This window comes from Polynucleobacter sp. GWA2_45_21 (assembly GCF_001830325.1).
Lineage (GTDB): Bacteria > Pseudomonadota > Gammaproteobacteria > Burkholderiales > Burkholderiaceae > Polynucleobacter.
This window is the reverse complement of record NZ_MHZG01000002.1, coordinates 185,412-203,810: the sequence shown is the minus strand read 5'-3', so window position 1 is coordinate 203,810 and position 18,399 is coordinate 185,412. Positions and strand designations below refer to the sequence as shown.

At 42.5% G+C, this 18,399-nt stretch carries 19 protein-coding genes; 7 read left to right on the top strand and 12 right to left on the bottom strand.

All coding sequences use genetic code 11. The annotated features are described in order from the left end of the window. Window positions 1-33: 33 nt before the first annotated feature. The 4 genes from A2X74_RS04880 to A2X74_RS04865 are packed head-to-tail and all read right to left on the bottom strand — an operon-like array spanning window position 34 to window position 3,075. Window positions 34-1,476: a HAMP domain-containing sensor histidine kinase gene (locus tag A2X74_RS04880; RefSeq protein WP_293626094.1), complete on the bottom strand. Its 1,443-nt coding sequence runs from the start codon at window positions 1,474-1,476 to the stop codon at window positions 34-36. Window positions 1,477-1,535: 59 nt separating this feature from the next. Further along, complete coding sequence (locus A2X74_RS04875) at window positions 1,536-2,222, bottom strand: cytochrome b/b6 domain-containing protein (RefSeq protein ID WP_293626093.1); 687 nt, start codon at window positions 2,220-2,222, stop codon at window positions 1,536-1,538. Beyond that, window positions 2,219-2,680, bottom strand: coding sequence for a diheme cytochrome c (locus tag A2X74_RS04870; protein ID WP_293626092.1), 462 nt, complete (start codon window positions 2,678-2,680; stop codon window positions 2,219-2,221). Before A2X74_RS04870 ends, A2X74_RS04875 begins: the two co-directional genes overlap by 4 nt. A gap of 11 nt (window positions 2,681-2,691) precedes the next feature. Next, entirely contained in the window at window positions 2,692-3,075 is a 384-nt protein-coding gene (locus A2X74_RS04865) for a DUF1924 domain-containing protein (RefSeq protein ID WP_293626091.1), read from the bottom strand. Between the two features lie 248 nt (window positions 3,076-3,323). On the opposite strand from A2X74_RS04865, the gene A2X74_RS04860 reads away from it, so the two are divergent. Continuing rightward, complete coding sequence (locus tag A2X74_RS04860; RefSeq protein ID WP_293626090.1) at window positions 3,324-3,905, top strand: hypothetical protein; 582 nt, start codon at window positions 3,324-3,326, stop codon at window positions 3,903-3,905. 68 nt (window positions 3,906-3,973) lie between these two features. On the opposite strand, the gene A2X74_RS04855 is transcribed toward A2X74_RS04860, so the two are convergent. The 3 genes from A2X74_RS04855 to A2X74_RS04845 all read right to left on the bottom strand — a co-directional run bounded on the left by A2X74_RS04855 (window position 3,974) and on the right by A2X74_RS04845 (window position 6,495). Then, on the bottom strand, window positions 3,974-5,314 hold the full coding sequence (locus tag A2X74_RS04855) for a type II toxin-antitoxin system HipA family toxin (protein ID WP_293626089.1): 1,341 nt from the start codon (window positions 5,312-5,314) through the stop codon (window positions 3,974-3,976). Between the two features lie 2 nt (window positions 5,315-5,316). Then, entirely contained in the window at window positions 5,317-5,553 is a 237-nt protein-coding gene (locus tag A2X74_RS04850; RefSeq protein WP_293626088.1) for a helix-turn-helix transcriptional regulator, read from the bottom strand. A 174-nt stretch (window positions 5,554-5,727) separates the two neighbouring features. After that, the gene (locus A2X74_RS04845; RefSeq protein ID WP_293626087.1) at window positions 5,728-6,495 is read right to left on the bottom strand and encodes a metallophosphoesterase family protein; all 768 of its coding nucleotides are present in this window, start codon (window positions 6,493-6,495) and stop codon (window positions 5,728-5,730) included. 170 nt (window positions 6,496-6,665) lie between these two features. Between A2X74_RS04845 and A2X74_RS04840 the strand changes: the two genes are divergently transcribed. Continuing rightward, window positions 6,666-7,274 carry a 3'-5' exonuclease gene (locus A2X74_RS04840; protein WP_293626086.1) on the top strand — a complete coding sequence of 203 codons (609 nt, stop codon included), beginning with the start codon at window positions 6,666-6,668 and terminating at the stop codon, window positions 7,272-7,274. Between the two features lie 267 nt (window positions 7,275-7,541). Beyond that, window positions 7,542-7,748, top strand: coding sequence for an AlpA family phage regulatory protein (locus tag A2X74_RS04835; RefSeq protein WP_293626085.1), 207 nt, complete (start codon window positions 7,542-7,544; stop codon window positions 7,746-7,748). Between the two features lie 87 nt (window positions 7,749-7,835). Here A2X74_RS04835 and A2X74_RS04830 read toward each other — a convergent pair whose 3' ends face one another. Continuing rightward, window positions 7,836-8,300, bottom strand: coding sequence for a hypothetical protein (locus A2X74_RS04830; protein WP_293626084.1), 465 nt, complete (start codon window positions 8,298-8,300; stop codon window positions 7,836-7,838). A 293-nt stretch (window positions 8,301-8,593) separates the two neighbouring features. Continuing rightward, on the bottom strand, window positions 8,594-9,619 hold the full coding sequence (locus tag A2X74_RS04825) for a hypothetical protein (RefSeq protein ID WP_293626083.1): 1,026 nt from the start codon (window positions 9,617-9,619) through the stop codon (window positions 8,594-8,596). A gap of 756 nt (window positions 9,620-10,375) precedes the next feature. Between A2X74_RS04825 and A2X74_RS04820 the strand changes: the two genes are divergently transcribed. Continuing rightward, complete coding sequence (locus A2X74_RS04820) at window positions 10,376-11,548, top strand: helix-turn-helix transcriptional regulator (protein WP_293626082.1); 1,173 nt, start codon at window positions 10,376-10,378, stop codon at window positions 11,546-11,548. Here the strand turns inward: A2X74_RS04820 and A2X74_RS04815 are convergent. From A2X74_RS04815 to A2X74_RS04805, 3 genes are all read right to left on the bottom strand, one after another. Then, on the bottom strand, window positions 11,485-12,027 hold the full coding sequence (locus A2X74_RS04815) for a hypothetical protein (protein WP_293626081.1): 543 nt from the start codon (window positions 12,025-12,027) through the stop codon (window positions 11,485-11,487). The two genes, A2X74_RS04820 and A2X74_RS04815, sit on opposite strands and share 64 nt — an antisense overlap. 136 nt (window positions 12,028-12,163) lie before the next feature. After that, complete coding sequence (locus A2X74_RS04810) at window positions 12,164-13,216, bottom strand: restriction endonuclease subunit S (RefSeq protein WP_293626080.1); 1,053 nt, start codon at window positions 13,214-13,216, stop codon at window positions 12,164-12,166. Next, window positions 13,213-15,135 (bottom strand): N-6 DNA methylase, encoded by a 1,923-nt coding sequence (locus tag A2X74_RS04805; RefSeq protein WP_293626077.1) that lies wholly within the window; start codon window positions 15,133-15,135, stop codon window positions 13,213-13,215. Before A2X74_RS04805 ends, A2X74_RS04810 begins: the two co-directional genes overlap by 4 nt. A gap of 163 nt (window positions 15,136-15,298) precedes the next feature. Here A2X74_RS04805 and A2X74_RS04800 point away from each other — a divergent pair, with 163 nt between their 5' ends. From A2X74_RS04800 to A2X74_RS04790, 3 genes are all read left to right on the top strand, one after another. Then, window positions 15,299-15,544: a helix-turn-helix transcriptional regulator gene (locus tag A2X74_RS04800; RefSeq protein ID WP_216229985.1), complete on the top strand. Its 246-nt coding sequence runs from the start codon at window positions 15,299-15,301 to the stop codon at window positions 15,542-15,544. Window positions 15,545-15,664: 120 nt separating this feature from the next. Continuing rightward, complete coding sequence (locus tag A2X74_RS04795; protein WP_293626070.1) at window positions 15,665-16,072, top strand: helix-turn-helix domain-containing protein; 408 nt, start codon at window positions 15,665-15,667, stop codon at window positions 16,070-16,072. Then, on the top strand, window positions 16,072-18,390 hold the full coding sequence (locus A2X74_RS04790; RefSeq protein WP_293626068.1) for a VIT and VWA domain-containing protein: 2,319 nt from the start codon (window positions 16,072-16,074) through the stop codon (window positions 18,388-18,390). The genes A2X74_RS04795 and A2X74_RS04790 overlap by 1 nt, the downstream gene beginning before the upstream one ends. Window positions 18,391-18,399 lie beyond the last annotated feature (9 nt).

Below are 18,399 nucleotides of genomic sequence, written 5' to 3'. Positions count from 1 at the left end.
GGTCTTTGGGCAATTAGCCCTACAGCTAGTAAGCTACTCCTGGGTGGATGGCAAAAAGACAGTGAATTGCGCGCCACCGCTAGGGGCATCTTCATAGCGAATGCGGCCACCATGACGAGAAACAATGTGCTGGCAAAGCCATAAACCCAAGCCCATACCTGAACGCTTGTTGCTATTGGAGAGCAATTCAAATAAGTGCATCCGGGCATCAATCGGCACGCCGCCGCCATTGTCAGAGATAAGCAATTGAATCCCCCCAGAAACATCTCGACTCTCAATCTGGAGTGTTCGAGAGGATCGAGTGGATTTACTTAGGGCCTGGATTGCATTATTAATGAGATTCAGAAGCACTTGCTCAATCTCGCCACGATTAACATTGATTGCTGAAGTTGAGTTCAGATCTAGAACCACTTGGATATTTTTCGCCTGAATTTCTGGCTTAGCAATTTTGAGAACTGACTCAATCAACGCAGCGATATCAATGTGTTCAACCCCAATCTTTCCGTCTGAAAATATGGATCGCAAAGATTGAATGATGTTGGTGGCCCGCTGGTTATCAGCTAGCAAGGCGGTCAAGATCTCTTGATTTTGCTCGGTAGTTAAATGTCCCTCAGATAACCTCCTCTGTAGAAATTGAATATTGAGCTGCGATGCCCCTAGGGGCTGATTAAGCTCATGAGCAATAGAGGCAGACAAGGCCCCTGTTGCCGCAGTTTTATTGGCTTTAAGTAAATTAGAAATTAAATTCTCACGCTCGATTAATAAGACTTTAATTTCATCATTTTCACTTTTTGATTTTGTATTTGCCAAGGCGACTTTTTCAGCCCAATAACCCCCAAGGGCAATGTAAGAAAGCGTATTAACGACCAACTGACCAACCGTCAGCAATATCAGCAGTTGCGGAAGTTGCTCCATCTTGCTGATAGTAAAACCGGTTGAAGCCAAAACCCCCAGGCGGCCGAAGGAAAAACATAACTCAACTGCAGTTGCATATTGCATATACATTAACTGCTGAGAAGGCTCTAAACTTCTCTTGCGCCTGAGCATCATAATTTGCCAAGAGAAAAATATGATTCCTATTACGCACATAAACGTAGTGCGCATCTCGTAGTTTCCATAAATGCGAAGAAACTCGAAAGTCGGGATAAAAATCACGGCGGATAACGCAAAGCCATATTGCAGGCGCTTACTAATTGGACCAATCAGTGATTTGCAAAATAAGAGCTGAAAAATGGCGGCAATATAAAACAGCGAATTCGCGATGGTGAAATTAAATTCAGGCTTTTCAACACTCTGAATCACCATGATGCCACCACCAAAGGTCACTAGAGCAAGAATATTCAATATTAATGAACCCATCCAATAAGGATTGGGTCTGAGTTCACTTTGGGATCGGTGATAGTGATAGATGCCCAATAACAAACCCAGCTGGATCATGGCCAGAATAAAGAAATACAGGGCTATCAGGAGCTTCATGCTATCTATCGTACAACGAGGTGAATATCCCTGATCTCAATCTTCAGTCGGGGAGACTTTTACTGAGTCAGGCCGGGCAATCTGCCAGTTAAAGTTAGATAGAAGAAGTAGATGGCGCCAAGAAAAATAAGGGCACCGATTAGATATTGCGGATAACGAATTCCCTGCTCTGGCATTCCCTGCTTCTTACCTGTCACCATGGATCTGACGAGATTTTGTCTTTCGATCAAACTCATGCCTACCGCCGCAATAATATGAACGATGACTAGACCCAGAACTAAACCAGAAACTGCCTCATGCACCTCTGAAGCAACATTACCTAAAAACTCTTTAAGGGATAAATAACCACTCAATCCAATGAGCAAGATGAGTAGCATCAGCGCAAACATCACCAGACCACCTGCCGGATTGTGGCCCACATCGTGATGGGGATGACCACGTAACATCGCCATAAAGTGCTCAAGTACCGCCTTTGGACTTTTGAGGAACTGACTGAATCTGGCGTAGCGAGTGCCAATCAGACCCCACACCAAGCGAATGAGGACAAGTAAGCACGCGGTATATCCGAATGCATAGTGAATCATGGCCCATCGCTCACTCTCTGAGCTAAGCCAAGCACCAGCGAAACAAATTACTAAGAGCCAATGAAACACCCTCACCGGCATGTCCCACACCATAATGGCTTCTCTTACCCTGCCAGTGGCTCCAACTGCATCATGAATTGACTCATTCATCTGATGGCTCATTTCGCTGGGATCTTAATATTGTTCTCGCTAAAAATGCCTTTTGCAGCATCAATATGACAAGCTCCACAATTGGCAGGGCTCTTGATGCTTGCCCGCTTCCAAACATCTGCCCTCACCTCATCATGCTTACGAATAAACCATGAAGTTTTAGTAATGCGGTTTTCAGGGGCAGTCTCGCTGTACTTCTGTCTAGTAGCGGCATTTTTTACTAACCAGCTTGTAATTTCAGTCTGGGTCTTTGCGTCCACACTAGCGTCAGTGCCAAAGTGCTTGGATAGGCCAGACATGACATTTTTCCAGCTTTGCTCGCCTAATAATGCTGGCGGATAAGCCATGTGACAACTTGCACACTCAGCCTCATAAGAGGCTGGCGCATCTGCAGGCATTGCCATTTTGGCGGCGAACGTGGCCGAAGATGCCAGGAGCAAGGAGGCAACAATAAATATAGTTTTTTTCATATTGATAAGACTCATTTAACAGTTAGCAACCAAGATAGAACATCCGCTTTTTCTTGTGCAGTGCAGTCTCTACCGAGTACATCATTGCAGTTACGCTTAAACCACTTCTCAGCCTTAGCCTCATCAGTAAAGCGAGCTGGATTTGCGCTAGGGGCTAATGGCTTAATCACCTTCCCAGTAACAATGTGTTTAGTGTCGTGATTTGGGGGATTTTCATGGCAGGACGCACAGCTCCATTCTTTACCGTGCTTAGCATTGAAGAACTGCTCTCCACGAGCCGGCGATGCCTTACTCGATTGAGCCTCATAGGCCTTCAGCAAATCTTGCGGTGTTGCTGCACTGACTGTAATAGCCAGACCGATGAAGACAAATCCCGAAAATAACTTCCAAAACATACCCACTCCTCTATTAGCACTACCCATATCTCCCACCTAGTATGCGCCATTGATATGACAGTTCATTTAGATAAATAAGCAAAATAGTCGGGTATTTAGTGCTTATTGACTAAAACTACCCTCAAAAATGATTCTGATGATTAGCATGAGTAATACAATCTACATAAATGCTAATTAACTGCATTTATCAATTACCGCATTACTGCCTACAGCTAATGCACCTCAATATATTAAGGATTAATACCGTTATGAAAAAACTAGTCATCATTGTTGTACTTGCTGCTATTGCTGCAGGCGCTTACTTCATGCTCAACAAACCGAAAGCTCCGATTGCTGGCGTAGCTGCTCAAGAAACTGCCCTTATCTATGATGGCGAAGTCATCAAGATTGACGCAGCAACTCGTACAGTGACACTTAAAAACAAAGATGGTGAATCCACTATCGTTGCCGGCCCAGAAGTGAAGAACTTTGCTGAAATTAAAGTTGGTGACCGTTTTGACGTTGTCTACGAACTTGCTGTTGCGATTGAATTGGTTAAGGTGAAAAACCCAGGCACAACTAGTGAGCAAGTTACTACTAGCACTACTACCGCCCCACAAGGTGACAAGCCAGGCATGATCACTACTAACACTGTTACTGCAACCGCTAGCGTTGAGGCAATTGATACAGCAAAGAGCACTGTTTCATTAAAAGGCCCTCAAGGAAATATCTTCAAAGTTAAAGTTCAGAATCCTGACTTAATGAAGGACATCGCCGTAAACGATCAAGTTAAAGTGGTTTACACAGAAGCGATTGCTGCAGTAGTTAGCGCACCAGCTGCTAAGAAGTAATGTAATAAATCTTTTCTAGTTACTAGAAAGACAAAACCCCAGCAAGTGATTGCTGGGGTTTTTATTTTCTAGGTTGAAAATTGGGAGGCCAACACTTGGGCCTTCTCTTCCATTCCCGTAAAAATAGAATCGGCTACATCCAGTGGAAATGGCCCTGTAATGCTCGCCCTTACTTGATTGATGACAAACCCAGTCATCTCAATAACTTCCCCAATTAGTTGCCGTGCTACGTTAGCACCAAGACCTGCCTGCTGAGCCTGAGCCAGCCAGTGTCTATAGTGAATTTTATCTAGCAGATAGTGATTAGTCGTTCCACGAACAGCCATTGCTAGCTTTGCTTTTTGAGGTGCGATTTGATTTGCCTCAAATCCCATTACTGGGTGCGCCGATAACACGTCATAAATTGGAGTTGCTTGGTATTTGGCGCCCGGCAGATGTGCAATGCTAAAGTTTTTACCATGCCCATCAGTTGCAGCTAAGATCCAAAAAATAATTTGCGTTTTAAAGAAATGTATTCGGTCTTGTTCAGCGTTCACCGACCCCAGTAATAACTTCATTGCAGATGTGATACTCGGACCTCCATCCGCTTGATATTTGCTCATTGGCGATATGCCCAGTGCCTGACAAAAATCCTCCTGAGGGAGGCGCATAATCCATTGCCCATCAGCAGCCAATCTACGATCAAAGCGCTCTACGATCAATACTTTTTGATCTTCAAAACAGCCAATTTCACAGGAAGCAGTTGGAATACCATATGCAGCCATAATTTTAGAGCAGAGCCACTCATTCTCAACTGATGTTCGCATGTCGGCACGCATATGACCAACCAAACCCAAGGGCAACTTAAAGATATGCGTAGTTGGTGTACTACCTTGAGGAATAAACCACCGCCCATCGTGCTTTAAAAGTGCAGTTTTTTCTTGAGCTCCAGCAATCGATAGCCTTAGATCATTGCTGAGCTCCACTTGCCCGAAAATCAAATCCGACGAGACCCGACGAAGATGGTCTGCAATCTCCCCGTTGCTCAATGCTCGACCTTGAATTTGATAAATTTCTGCTGGCAACTCACCCTCGGGCAAGAGTTGTATGGCTCCAACACAATCGCGGCCAAGCTGAGATAACAAGTCGAAAGCGCCCAAACTTTTTACCTGATAGCGACTCGCTAACCTCCTACGAATCACGTCACTATCAGGCAATAAGTTATCAAAATAATAATCAACAGAATCGCCTTGATACGCTTCATTGCCTGGCAAGAAAGGAAGGGATAGCGATAAGGGCCTCGCTTCTGGCCGCGAAATCCATTCATCGGAATAGGAGAATCTTTCAAGTTGTCTTGTGATTTGCCAAGTGCCCACTTGAATACCATTCATCCAAATGTTTAGCCCTCTTGATTTTGAGCGAACCACCATGACTACCAAATCTCCTTGGACTCAGATTCCATGTTGGTTTTTGCTTCTTTTGAGTTTTTAATGATCTGCTCCAGTGATATGTTTACACCCAGGATCCGCAAGACCAGGAACAATCTTTCAAGAGTGGCTAATTGCGGATTGCCCTCAAAACGCGCGTAAGCTTGCTGACTAATTCCGAGTTTTTCTGCCATATCAGCCTGAGTGACCCCCTTTTGCCTTCGGAAGGCCTTAATAAACATGGGCAAGGACTCTAGGGTTTGAATTAGATAAGTCGATACCATTTTCAGCCTCACTATTAATACAACTTTAAAATTGTAATATGAAATAACAATAAATAAATTGTATATTAGCATTACAACTTAAAAATTGTAAATATTAATAGAAAGGCGGCTGACTCAACTTCCTTTAACTTCCTATACCTCAATGATCAATGAAGGATTGAAACGTGGATTTTCTGCATGATTGGAGCGAACATATCCACGGGGGTTGCACACCACTCTAGTGCCATTCACCTCATAGTCACAAGAATCGTGAGTATGGCCATGAATCCAGACAGACATCTTGCCAAAGAAATGAGATAACTCTGATGCAAAACACGCTGACAACAAATCAGGTTTATAACGCTCTGCAACAGAATGTATTGAGGGAAGATGATGAGTGATAACTACAGTCTCACCATCGAAGGGAATATCCAACTCTCCCCTAAGGAAAAAGAGTGACTGCTCATGCAATTGGATCGACTTTTGTGGCGAGAAGCCAATTCGTCCATCACCGATTCTCCTGAAATCATTTAAATACATTTCGCCATACATGATGCATTGCTCTCTCAACTCATCGCCAAACAATAAGAAATCCGTCCATAAGGTGGCACCTAAAAATCGGACGGGGTTTTTATCATTAGCACTTTGCAACTGAATTGCTCGATCATCTAAAAAATGAACTTCATAAAGCGCGCATTGCTCTTGTAATTTCGAAATAAGCTCAAGTCGCTGAGATCCATAAAACTCATGATTGCCGGCAACATAGATAATTTCTTGATCTGGGAAAGTCTCGCGCGCCCATTTAATACCACTAGAGCGGACATTAATATCTCCGGCTAGAACCACAACATCCGCATCAGTTGGCTCGGGATTGAAAGCGGCAAACTCTAAGTGAAGGTCGCTCAAAATATGAATTTTCATATGCGCAGTTTGATTAGTTTTTTGGAATGAAGAAGATGAATTTCCTCTCGAGGTGAGGATTGTATTAAATCAATTAACCATGCCACCCTACAAGGAATTGAGGATGCAGTTGACTACTACACTGCTGCAACCTAAATTAATTTATTGCCGACCCAATTTAGAAAAATCAAATGGATCAAAAACAGTGTTATTTTTCCTTAGATCTTGAGCTGAATAATGCACAAGACAATACAACAATAAGTCCCAAGATCATTCAGGTAGGAATTGCTATTGGGAGTTATTTAGATTACAAAAATAACAGCATTGCTAAGTACAAATGGTATCTAGATCCACAAGAGCCGATCTTCGAATTCATCACCAAATTAACTGGCATTTCTAATGAAGATATCTTCAGAAATGCCGTGCCCCATGAACAGGTCGCCAAGGAAATCGGAGAGTTGATCGAAGCTCACCAGTGCTTCATCAACCCGATTAGCTGGGGTGGTGGCGATTCAACAGAGTTGAAGCTTGAGTTCAAAAATCGAGGCGTTCATTTTCCCTATTTTGGGCGCAGATGGATTGATGTAAAAACTTGGTATACCTTGCATATACTGGCAATAGGAAAGAAACCAAGTGGCGGACTATCATCTGCGCTTGCTAGCTTTAAGCTTCATTTTGACGGCATACCCCACCGAGCGGATGATGATGCCTTTAATACGCTACGACTTTTCTTTGAGATGATGCAAAGACAGCATCAAATTTATCAGTTGGTTAAAAATGCTAATGTAATAAAAATTTGACCATTGATTCTTAGTGCACTTAATCAATTTTTATAAAGAAACCCATTCAAAATGTAAGCAGCAAAGCTATCACACCCCTACTTAAAAGAATGTCTTGACACCGCCCAGTCAAATTTTTTAGTCATGAAATTGAACTGTCTTATTTATCCACTCTAGAAGAAAGGTTTTATTGCATTTACTTGATTTGAAACGTAGGTTTATTAGATTCAGGGCGGCATCCAAAAAATTGGCTGCCAAATCTTTTATCAATCCTTTATGGAGATTCTAATGAACAATAAACAAAATCAAGTGCCACCCATTACCCTAATGAGAATTCCGCAAATATTAAAAGTCATGCCAATTTCCAAATCAAAGTTTTGGCTGATGGTGCAAAAGGGGGAGTTTCCAAAGCCAATTAAAATTGGTAGATCATCATTTTGGACAATTGAACAGGTTCAATCTTTTATCAAAGAAAAGGTAGATCAGGTTAATTAAGTTTACAAAAAACTTGGGCCCTTCTACTGGGGGCTCAAGTGACATATGCTTTGTAAACTCTTATTGAATTTTAAAGTCAGGCCCAATTCATAAAAAGGCTTGTTTAACCTGACTCAAGACATCCACTAAATTTGATCCCTTCGGATGATTTAACCCGCTTAGATCAACAGATTCATCCTTAGCTTGGTCTAAAAATTGCCCCATATCTCGCCTTATTGATTCTGGCAATTCATACTCAAAATCAGGAGGCAGAATTGATACCAGTCGCAATACATCTCGCAAATGCTTTTTAATGTCATCTGAATCAATCTTTTCACCAGCACGCTTGCGCTCACTCAAATCAAGCCAGGCCTTTGCTTTCAGCGGAATCAGAACGGGGGCATCCACCCAGATAAAACCAGGTTTTCTATCTCTTTTTATCAAACCGTAATAATCATCATCCAACAAAATCGCGGAAAGACTAGAAACATCCTCCGCTAGAGGAATCGCCCGCATATCGCCAATATCCCTCTCTCTAAGAAAGTCTGGTTTCCTTGAAAAGAGTTCAAGCATGAAGGGGTATCCAGCGGTCTTAGGTTTTTTAAAGCGGTAAAACTGCCTAGTGGCATCGCTCTTTTGCTGAATCTCGTACTCGCCCGCCTTCACAAATTCCTAAAATTTCTCAATGAACTCAGGGGTCAGTGCATCAACAATCACAACAATATCCAAGTCTTTAGTAGTGCGGGTAAATTATTGTCCAGCATTCTCCATGGCCAACTGCGTCGCACTACCACCTATGAGCACATACTGATCCTCAAATCCTTTAAATGCTTCCTCAAAGACCTTCAGCCCTACTTGCGTTGCCATTAACCTATCCCTCTCAACAATTCTTTTAACGCCACTTGAACTCGATCATCATCCATGGCCTCAAGACTTAAAAACAAAGAGTATGGATCTACGATGCCGTTATTCGCATCACTCTCTTTGGTATTGAGGGTTTTAATTCTTTGTGGCGCATAACGCCAAACTTCTAACTCCAAACTGCCATCGATCGCCTCTGGGACAATGTGATCGGCATCCAACTCGCGCTCTAATTTACGCCAGTCCAATTCTCCAATTGCTCGCACAATATTTGGCGGCTCTTCAAGCATAGTTTGATCAGCCAAGGCGCTCAATCCTGCAAGAGGCAGGCCCTCAATATGTGGATTTGGATTTCGAATCCACAGGCGTTTACGTACCGGGGTTTGTAAATAAGGCTTAATGGCTTTCCAGAGCTCGCCCCCTTCAACCGTCAGTCGCCAGAGTCGCCCTCCTCTATAAGCATCCATATCTAACCAACCATGCTCCATCAACTCGCTTTTAATACGAGTCATAGTCATAAGGCTATAGCCCAAGTACATGGCAATCTCTTTTGGATTTAATGTGTCAGGTAAATTACCAAGCAGCGTATTAATCAAAAATACTTGGGTTGCCACATGTAGCTTTTCTTTGACATCGACCCTCCTTGCCAATGCGTGCTCTTGAAAATCCACTCCCAACGGGGGTAGGTAGGCCTGTTTAAACGGAATGATAAAAGGCATTCGCCTCGCAACCATCTCTCTGCGCGCATAAGCCTGAAGAGCATCTCCAACCCAAATGACCGGCACCCCAGCCTCTTTCTGAATAAGTGCCCTTTGTTTAAGTAACGCTGGCAATGCTTGAACCCCGTCTTTATTGGCCATCAAAAGAACCTCGATTCCAGCCAGCCTAGCTTTGCCCATATCGTATGTTTGGGCAAGATAGCGTGGTAATTGCGCCCCTTTCTCCCAAGCACCCTCGTGCAGCAAATCCTCTCCTAGGGCTTGCTGCAAGTAAATGCCTGCTTGGTTAAATAGCTCATGTGCATTCCTCATGCATCCATTTTAACACTATTTTTAGCTATTAACATACACTATGTTAATAGAAAGTAAAGTATGTTAATTAATTGATTTTATTAAATTAGTTAACAATTTTTTATTGGGTGAAGGGCTATTAATAATCACCCCCGTTAGCAATTATTTAACCCGAGCCATATCAGCCGATTTATTGACAAGAATAGATCAAATAGGCATTTTTATTGACAATGTTGATCATTTAACCTGGAAATAGGCAATTTTATTGACGCAAAGAGCCCCAAAAACATAGAGCCCCATGGTTAGGGGCTCTGCTGTCGTATATGGCGGAAGAGGTGTCTGCCATATATTTATATATAAAAAGGGTTTAATCTCTATAAAATTTTCTACCCCCCATCCATACCCCCAATACTTCAACACCCCCTCGTTGTCATCAAAACTAACAAATAAAGAAACTCATGGGAGTTTTTAATATCGCGACGTAGTTGTCATGCCCTTTATTGGGGACACTAATTCAAGGAATTTAAGTGACCTGGGCGATCGAGTAAATCGATGACTGGGCTCATAACCCGAAGGTCGTAGGTTCAAATCCTGCCCCCGCAACCAGCATTCATAAGGCTTTCAGGTCAATCGACTTGAAAGCCTTTTTTGATTCTTTGGCTCATGTAACCGCCATGTAACCAAATAATGAGCAGTAACAGTAAAAAACCACACTTAAAATGTTGAAACTTGACGAAACTTGACGAAGCCTCTTAAGGCTTTTATAGTCACAGCATCATGTTGGACACGAAACTCATAAGAAGCACTCTAAAAAAACTTGGCTTATCCCAAGCCAATCTCGCAACAAAGTGCGGCGTCAGTAAAGAGGCTGTCTCTAACTGGCTCTCAGGAGAGTCAATTCCAAGAGCTCGCAAAGCTTTAGCATTAGCAGATGCCCTCAAGCTATCCCTGGATGAAATTTTTTCTATTGAAAATGATGCTTCCAAAGAGCCGGTAATTGCATATAGGACGCGCAATAATCGCGCACCATCACTTGCAGCTCAAACTGCAGGCGAAGAAATTGGCAGACACCTAAAACAACTTCTTCCCTTAACTGGCTCCAATTCTGTTTTCTCACCCAGACACTTGGTTAACCCAAGGCTTGATGATGATTACATTGCAAAAATTGCCAGTGCCACGAGAGAGCAATTGGGCCTTACCGATATTGAGCCAGTTACTCACAACCATCTAATTAACTTATTTCATGAGTTTGGAGCTTTTCTAGTTCCCGTATTTTGGGGTGAGGATAAAGACGGTCACGAAAATGCAATGAGTGTGTACCTTCCAGATAGTAAATCTTCGTGGGTTTTATTTAACCTCGGCTGCAGGTTGGATGATTTTAATTATTGGCTTTCCCATGAATTCGCACACTGCCTAACTCTTCACACCCTTCAAGGGGATGAGGGTGAAAAATTTTCCGAGAAATTTGCTCAGGCCCTACTATTTCCTGAAAAAATTGCTGAAGAAGCCCTCATTGCAGTCAGCAATTCAAAGGCCCCCCTTAAGGTGGCACGGTCAATTGCAGGCGCTCATAATGTATCGGTAGTTACAGTCATAAAGGCCATCAATAGAATCGCTAAACTACGCGGTGAAGTGGCGCCAAAACTTGAGACGCCCGCATTTTATGCAAAATGGAAGTCTGAAAAATCCTCCAAACCTACCGTAGCAAAGGGACTCTTCGGCATAGATAATCTAAACTTGGAGGACGCAATACGAAATAGTGAAAAGCATTTTCATACACCAATTTTTCACGCTATCGCTAAATGGCAGAAAATTCAAGGTGGACGCTCACCTGCTTTTATTTCTTCGGCACTTAACCTAGATTTAAATACCGCGATTGAGATGTCTCACATACTTTGGATGTCAGAAGATTGGCCATCAGGCGGAGATTCATTAAAAAGCCTTACATAATGCTCCTGCCAGTTTCTTGGGAGCAGCTCCCCGTTTTGGCACCAAGAGCGAACAGTTTCAACCCTCTGCCCTTTATCGAGATTGCCACCTAACTCCATCAGACTCAATAAATCCAAGCTATTTAATAATCCTCCATTTTCATGGACTTCAGATAGCTCATTCGCAACCAAAGTTAATGGCCATTCATCGGTTGCTACCGCTGCAGATAAGACTTCAGCAGTTGCGAGCACCTTAGCATCCACCAATGAAATTTGTCTTGGCTCCCTCAACTTTCCATCAGTCAATAATTTTTCAAGTAACACGTTGCCATGCTGCCTAATATATTTAGCTAATTTCTCTATGTTGCCCTTTTTAGGCTCCCTAAGCTTTAAACATGAGGCTGAAACCTCACTTTGCAGCACCTCCTCTGAAAGCCAGGGGTAACGGCTTACAACATTGGAGCCCGATGAAACCTCAATATGTGTTTCAGATATTGTCATCAATTGATAACCAAAAAAAGTAGACCCAAGTATTGGGCGAATAGGGGAAAAATAAAGCCGAACATAGCAATTAGTATCGACAATAACTTTGGTTATGGGCTTAGTCATGCATCATCATATCGCAAGCCTAGAGACGCTAATTATCAGGGTGACCCATAACCTCGACAGCATTAAGATAGTCCAGATACTGCTTTATTTTTTTGCAATATAAATTTTGCGCGTATTGCTTCATATATTCATAATCCGGGCTTCCGTCCAACAAAACCGGAAGATAGACCGTTTCTCTTTTTACCACCCCCAACTGAGCCTGTCTTCCATAGGAATACTTACCGCCCTGACGCTTGATCATGGTGGAAATGAACAATGCATTAAATTTATTAAGGCTAGGACTGCTTAAAACAGAGACGTCATGAGAGCAATAATATTCATTTCCCTGATAAAAAGGGGCCAAGGATATTTTCTCAACAGTAATAGTATTTCTGGGAAATAGAGATCTGTTGCCAATGAATCCGCTGATACCGTTATTACTTGCAGTTGCTGTTATGTACGGCGTATTACCCTCAACAATGTCCTTCTTATTTAAATAAACCCCCTTATCGGCGCCAAAGATTTCCTTAATCTTAAATGGCTTCCAAGTCTTGTCAGCTAAGGGTGGAATTTTTACAAATTTTAGAGCCCGCAACTCCCTGTTAGCGCGCGCTTCATATTCCGACCTTTTTTTATCGATAAGACTTCTAATGAATTGCTCCATATAGGCATGATCAGGCTCCCCATCAACCCCGATAGGAAGCATGACTTTCTCCCTAGAGATTCGCTTATCGTTGATCTCTCTATTAAAGTTATATTTTTCTGAAAGCCTCCCAGTCTGAGTTGCGATAAAAAGATAGACAAGAGGCCCAAAGCTATCATTTTTTAAATGCGTAACATGGTCGCTTGCCACAAATTCGTATGGGTGATAAAAACTAGCTCCCACACTTCCACTATTAGCTATAGTCAGGCAATTTGCAAAAGCTCTGACACCTTCACTATTGCCGATAAAACCGTCAATGCCATTGCTTGAGGCTGTAGATGATACGTAAGCCTTGCTCCCATAAATTTGATTAACTTTAGTTAATCGTTTTCCCCTTTGGGCAACAACGAAGATGTCTTTAAGGAAGAACTCCTTCCACCTCCTGCTTCCGACCGTCATTCTTTTTCCTTTTTTGACTCAGGGAGGTCGAATAAATAGCCACGGTTTTGCATAATCATCGAAAACTCAAAGGATAGGTAGTCTCCAATAGTCCTCTCAAATTCATCGTCAGTTGGTACGTCGTCATTAAAGTAATAAAAACTATGGAGCCATTCATCATCAGGCTCTACAGTTGTGTTGACGCAAAACCTACTATCAGCCTCAATTCGATTAAACCAAACATCAAGTAAATGCTGCTTCCTATCTTTTGCCTGCTCAGTTTCAATTAGGCCAATATGCGGACTTACCTTATATCCATCGCTTCTAAAATCAATAAACTTGCATAATCTATCAACCGGATGACGCTCGCCAGCAGTAAAAATAGCTATACATGGCATTGTTCCAACACCATAAAAAGTATCTTTATTTAAGGTAATGACGCCCTCCAAGGTATGCTTCTTGAGGATATTGGATTTGATTGCTTGCTCTTCGTTAGTCTTACCAGTAACGGATGATTGCGGAATAATTACGATGACTCTACCGCCAGCCGTCATGGAATCAAGCAAATGCTCAGTAAAAGATATTTCATATAAGGAGGGATTAGATTTTGAACCCTGCGAATAAGGTGGATTCATCATCCCAACAGAGGCTTGCTTTAATTGAATCTTGCTTGGATTTTCTTTTAAGAAATCTCCGTTAATCAAATTGCTTTTGCCATCGCCGCGCAAGATCATATTTGTTGTAGCAATCGTAAACATATACTCTTGATCTTCAATTCCGTGCAAACGCTCTTGTCGAATCTTCTTCTTTTCAACCTCGCTTTCAGTTTTTGCAAGCATATGGTGCATAGCTGCAACTAAAAATCCAGCGGTACCGGCGCACGGATCCAAAACCACATCATCAAATTTAATGTCCACTAAATCACAAAATAAGTCGGTGATATGTTTGGGTGTTAAAACAATTCCTAAAGTCTGTCCATCACCCCCGGAATATGACATAAATTCACCATAAAAACGGCCCAAGTAATCCTCCGAAGTACTTGAATATTTAATGCTTTTGTAAATCCTATCATTGAGAAATTCAGCAAAATGTTTCAATGGGGTTTTACCCAAAGTTTTATTTACCTCATTTAACCTAACCGAATCTTTAAAGATCGAAAACTGACTTAATATTTTGTCTTTTTTTACCTCAGGGGCGACCTTTGATCTTGTTAAATTGGACTGAATAGCACCATAAATCTTTTGCCCATCAGTACTTACATCATCGCCAGTTAACTCCTCGATTGAAAAGTTCCTTGATTCGGCCTCTCTTAGCGCAAGCAATATCCCCGAGACAATTAAAGGCTTATCAATATCTTTTAAATTACCGTAATTTCTTAGATCCTCATGAAGTGCAGCCGCATCTTTTAAGATTTCAGAAAGCTCTTTTTGGGTATCAGTTTCCTCCTTAAGGATCTCCCGAACGTAGTACTCCTCTATATTCTTATCTGTAAACGAGATGAACGATTCAACATCTGGTAATTCCCGGTAATACTCTGTTTCATCTATATAAATAGGCGAAATTCTATGCTTTTTCTGATCGCCCGAAATGCCAAATGCAATCACCTTCTTGTATGAGGTATTTTTTGCCAAATGCTTGCCGTAAAACAATGCGCCATTTACCGCATAATTTTTAACGTCCTTGGATTCATTGCTAATAACCCCACTCTCAGTTATCTTCGAGTGCTTTGAAATTTCAGGCTTGTTTTCAATTACAAGCAGAAAATCTTTTATAACGCCAACGTATTCAGGGAAACCAACCTTGCCACTACCGCTTTTTGAGGCAGACTTTAGCGCTTCGTTAATTTCAAAAATAGTGCTCCCTTGCGGCTCCAGATTTACACCAGCCTTTTGCAATAGTCCGTGAACCCAAAGATCTGTAACAGCTTCTTTTTTTGCCATCTACCTTAATTTCCCTTACCAACAATAAGTGCAGCCTACCCAAATGGGTATGGCAACTGCCACGTAGGAATGCGCCATCACTTTTCTTAATTTTTCTACAAAAGTACTAAATATATGAATTAGTGTTTATGTGAATTAGAGTATATCCGTGAATATTTGGGACATGACCCAAGCGCTTGTTCACCACCTAGGAAGCACTATTCGCGATTTGCGAAAAGAGGCTGGCATGAGTCAAATTGTGTTTGGTGAAAAATGTGGGTTTTATCAAACATACTTAAGCCGCATAGAGAATGGAAGCGCCAATCCAACCATCAACGCCATAGAAGTGATAGCCAAGGGGCTTGGCCTATCCTTCTTTGAGCTTCTGGATCTCGTCAAACTTAGAATTGAGCAAGCATCTCTGCGTTGATATTTTCATGGGCTCTTAGCGAAAATCTGATTTAGAACCCATCAATTGAGATTTGATGCCCTAGGAGCCCATTCCATATATTTACAGTTATATTTACATTATTAGTGTTAATATAACTGTATGGAAACTCAAAAACTCACCTTTGATGAACTTTGCGCCTTATCGGGCTTAAGTTCACGCACTCTGCGCTACTACACCCAAATTGGCTTAATTGATAAGCCTATAGGGCAAACAAGGGCAGCTCACTACACCAGCCTTCACCTTGAAAAAGCTCTGCGCATCAAGCAATTATCTGATTCAGGTATATCGCTAGAGCGGATACGTGAGGTTTTATCCGGCGAGACTTTGTCCATACCCGTTCGCATCAAAAAACCGGGTCACATTGAAGTAAAAACCCATCTTTGGATTGCAGATGGTGTTGAGCTCCAGGTCTCCCCAGAATCGGCAAATTTAAGCCCCGAGCAATTGCGTGAGTTTTTACAAAATGTGGTGCAGGCCTACGAAAAGATAGCAAAGGATAGCAAGTGATGACCTTTCAAAATACAACCTCACTGCTTTTTGAGCGCAATCAATTAATGGCGCTGCAATCAGTTAAAGCCACAGGAATAGTCCAAGGTCTCGTGCTGGAGATGACTATTCGCCAGGAGTATCAGAATTGCACGCAAGATAACCTTGAGGCCTCCTATACCTTTCCAATGGGCTGGGGCGCTAGTTTTATGGATCTCCATGTAGAAATTGCAGGCAAGAGACTTCGCGGCTTAGTCATCGAAAAACAGGCGGCAATTACGGGCTATGAAAAAGCGATTGCTGATGGTGACACCCCCATCATGCTCGAGAAAAACTCCGAAGGCATCTATACCGCCAGTCTGGGTAATCTAAAACCCGGTGAAGCGGCAACTATTGAGTATCGCTATGCGCAATTACTGCAAGTTGAAGAAGGGTGTGCCAGAATTTGCCTACCCACTACCATTGCGCCACGGTACGGAAAAGAGCACTTTGGCGGAATTCAAGAGCATCAAAGCACCCAAGCAGATATGTTGGTGCAGTACCCTCTCACTCTTTCATTGCTGCTTAGTGGCGGTACAGAAAAATGCACGATTGAGTCGCCCAGCCATCACATTGACGTAACGCAAAACACCTCCGGAACAATTGTAGAGCTTACTCGTGATGGATTTTTAGATCGCGACTTTATTCTGAATTTGAGCGGACTCAAAAACCAATCTTTTTACATGGTTGCACCCGATAAACATATGGGCTCGCAAGCTTGCACTGTATTAACTAGCTTTAATCCCAATATCGATAACGATAAGTTTGCACAACCAGTTGCCCTCAAGATATTGGTCGATTGCTCAGGGTCGATGAATGGCGATAGCATTGAATCAGCCAAGGAAGCATTGCATCAGGTTTTAATAAGCCTTAATCCCGATGACCAGCTTAGCTACTCCCAGTTTGGGGATACGGTGGAGCATGCCTTTGAGGGACTTCAACCAGCCACCCCATTTAATGTTGCCGCAGCATCAATTTTTGTTAGTAATACGCAGGCTAATATGGGCGGCACACAGATTGAACATGCCCTGCTTTCCACCTTTAGACTCAAAGAGAATGATGCTCAGGCAGATGTTCTACTTATTACCGACGGTGAAGTTTGGGATACCGCCAACATCATTAAAGCTGCTAAGCAATCTGGGCAACGTATCTTCGCCATTGGCGTTGGCAATGCCCCTGCCGAAACACTCCTGCAAGAACTAGCTGAAGCTACTGGAGGCGCTTGTGAACTAGTACCGCCAAATGGTGATATTCAAATGGCAATTACCCGCATGTTTCATCGATTGCGTCAACCCAGAGCGCGTGATATTCAAATCGATTGGGGTCATGAAGAAAAGCCTGAGTGGGTCAGCGGCATCAGTACCGCTATTTTTAATCTCAACACTAGTCATATATTTGCAGGTTTTAAAACTCCACCCCAGCACCCCGCTACCCTATCCTTTCAGCTTGGAAATAATCCTAAAAGATATTCGGTGCAAGCAAGCACTCTAATCCAGTCAGTCTCAAATATCATTTCTCGTTTAGGGGCAGCGCAAAGGCTCAGAAACATGTCCGAAGAGAATCAAACGGCCTTAGCCCTCAGTTACCAACTCGTCACCCAAAATACAAATTACCTACTTACGCACATTCGCCCAGAAGATGAAAAAGTAGGCGAATTACCAGAGCTACAAAAAGTCAGTCAGATGCTAGCTGCAGGCTGGGGTGGCACTGGGATTAGCAAGGGAATAGATAGACCTGTAGTGTTATTTTCTAGAAGCAGGCCATCAACAACTAATTTATTTCAGAGCTCACCTAGAGTCTTTAGAAGCGTAACTAGCTCAAAGATTAGTCTCAAAGATGCTGGTGAGGAATGCGACCTATTGAATGATATTGCGCCGCCAATAAAAGTGGGCCATCAAAAGACTCAAAGACCACTCACGCTTGATGAAATCATCAGCATTGCTAATAAATGGATTCAAAATCCCGCGGATATTGAGAAATTCATCAAGGCGATTCAAGCGCAATTGATAGATGCAAATCTAACGTCTTTACTAAATCAAATTACCCCACTCTTATCTAATAAAGACGCCTGGACTGTCATTCTATCTTGGCTATTGATTAACTCGGGCACCAAAGGAAAGTGGAAACTAAAAACGAGGTTGGTAATTGAAGCTGCGGCCAATGAATTGCCTGTAGGCCAGCTTAAGACCTCGCTCACTATTGTCAATCTTTACCTAGGCACTTTTTTTGAGGCTACCTTACCGATAGAAGCTAAGAGTGCTTGGAGCCCCATCAACTGGTTACGTAAATTGGCAGAATAAGGAACAATC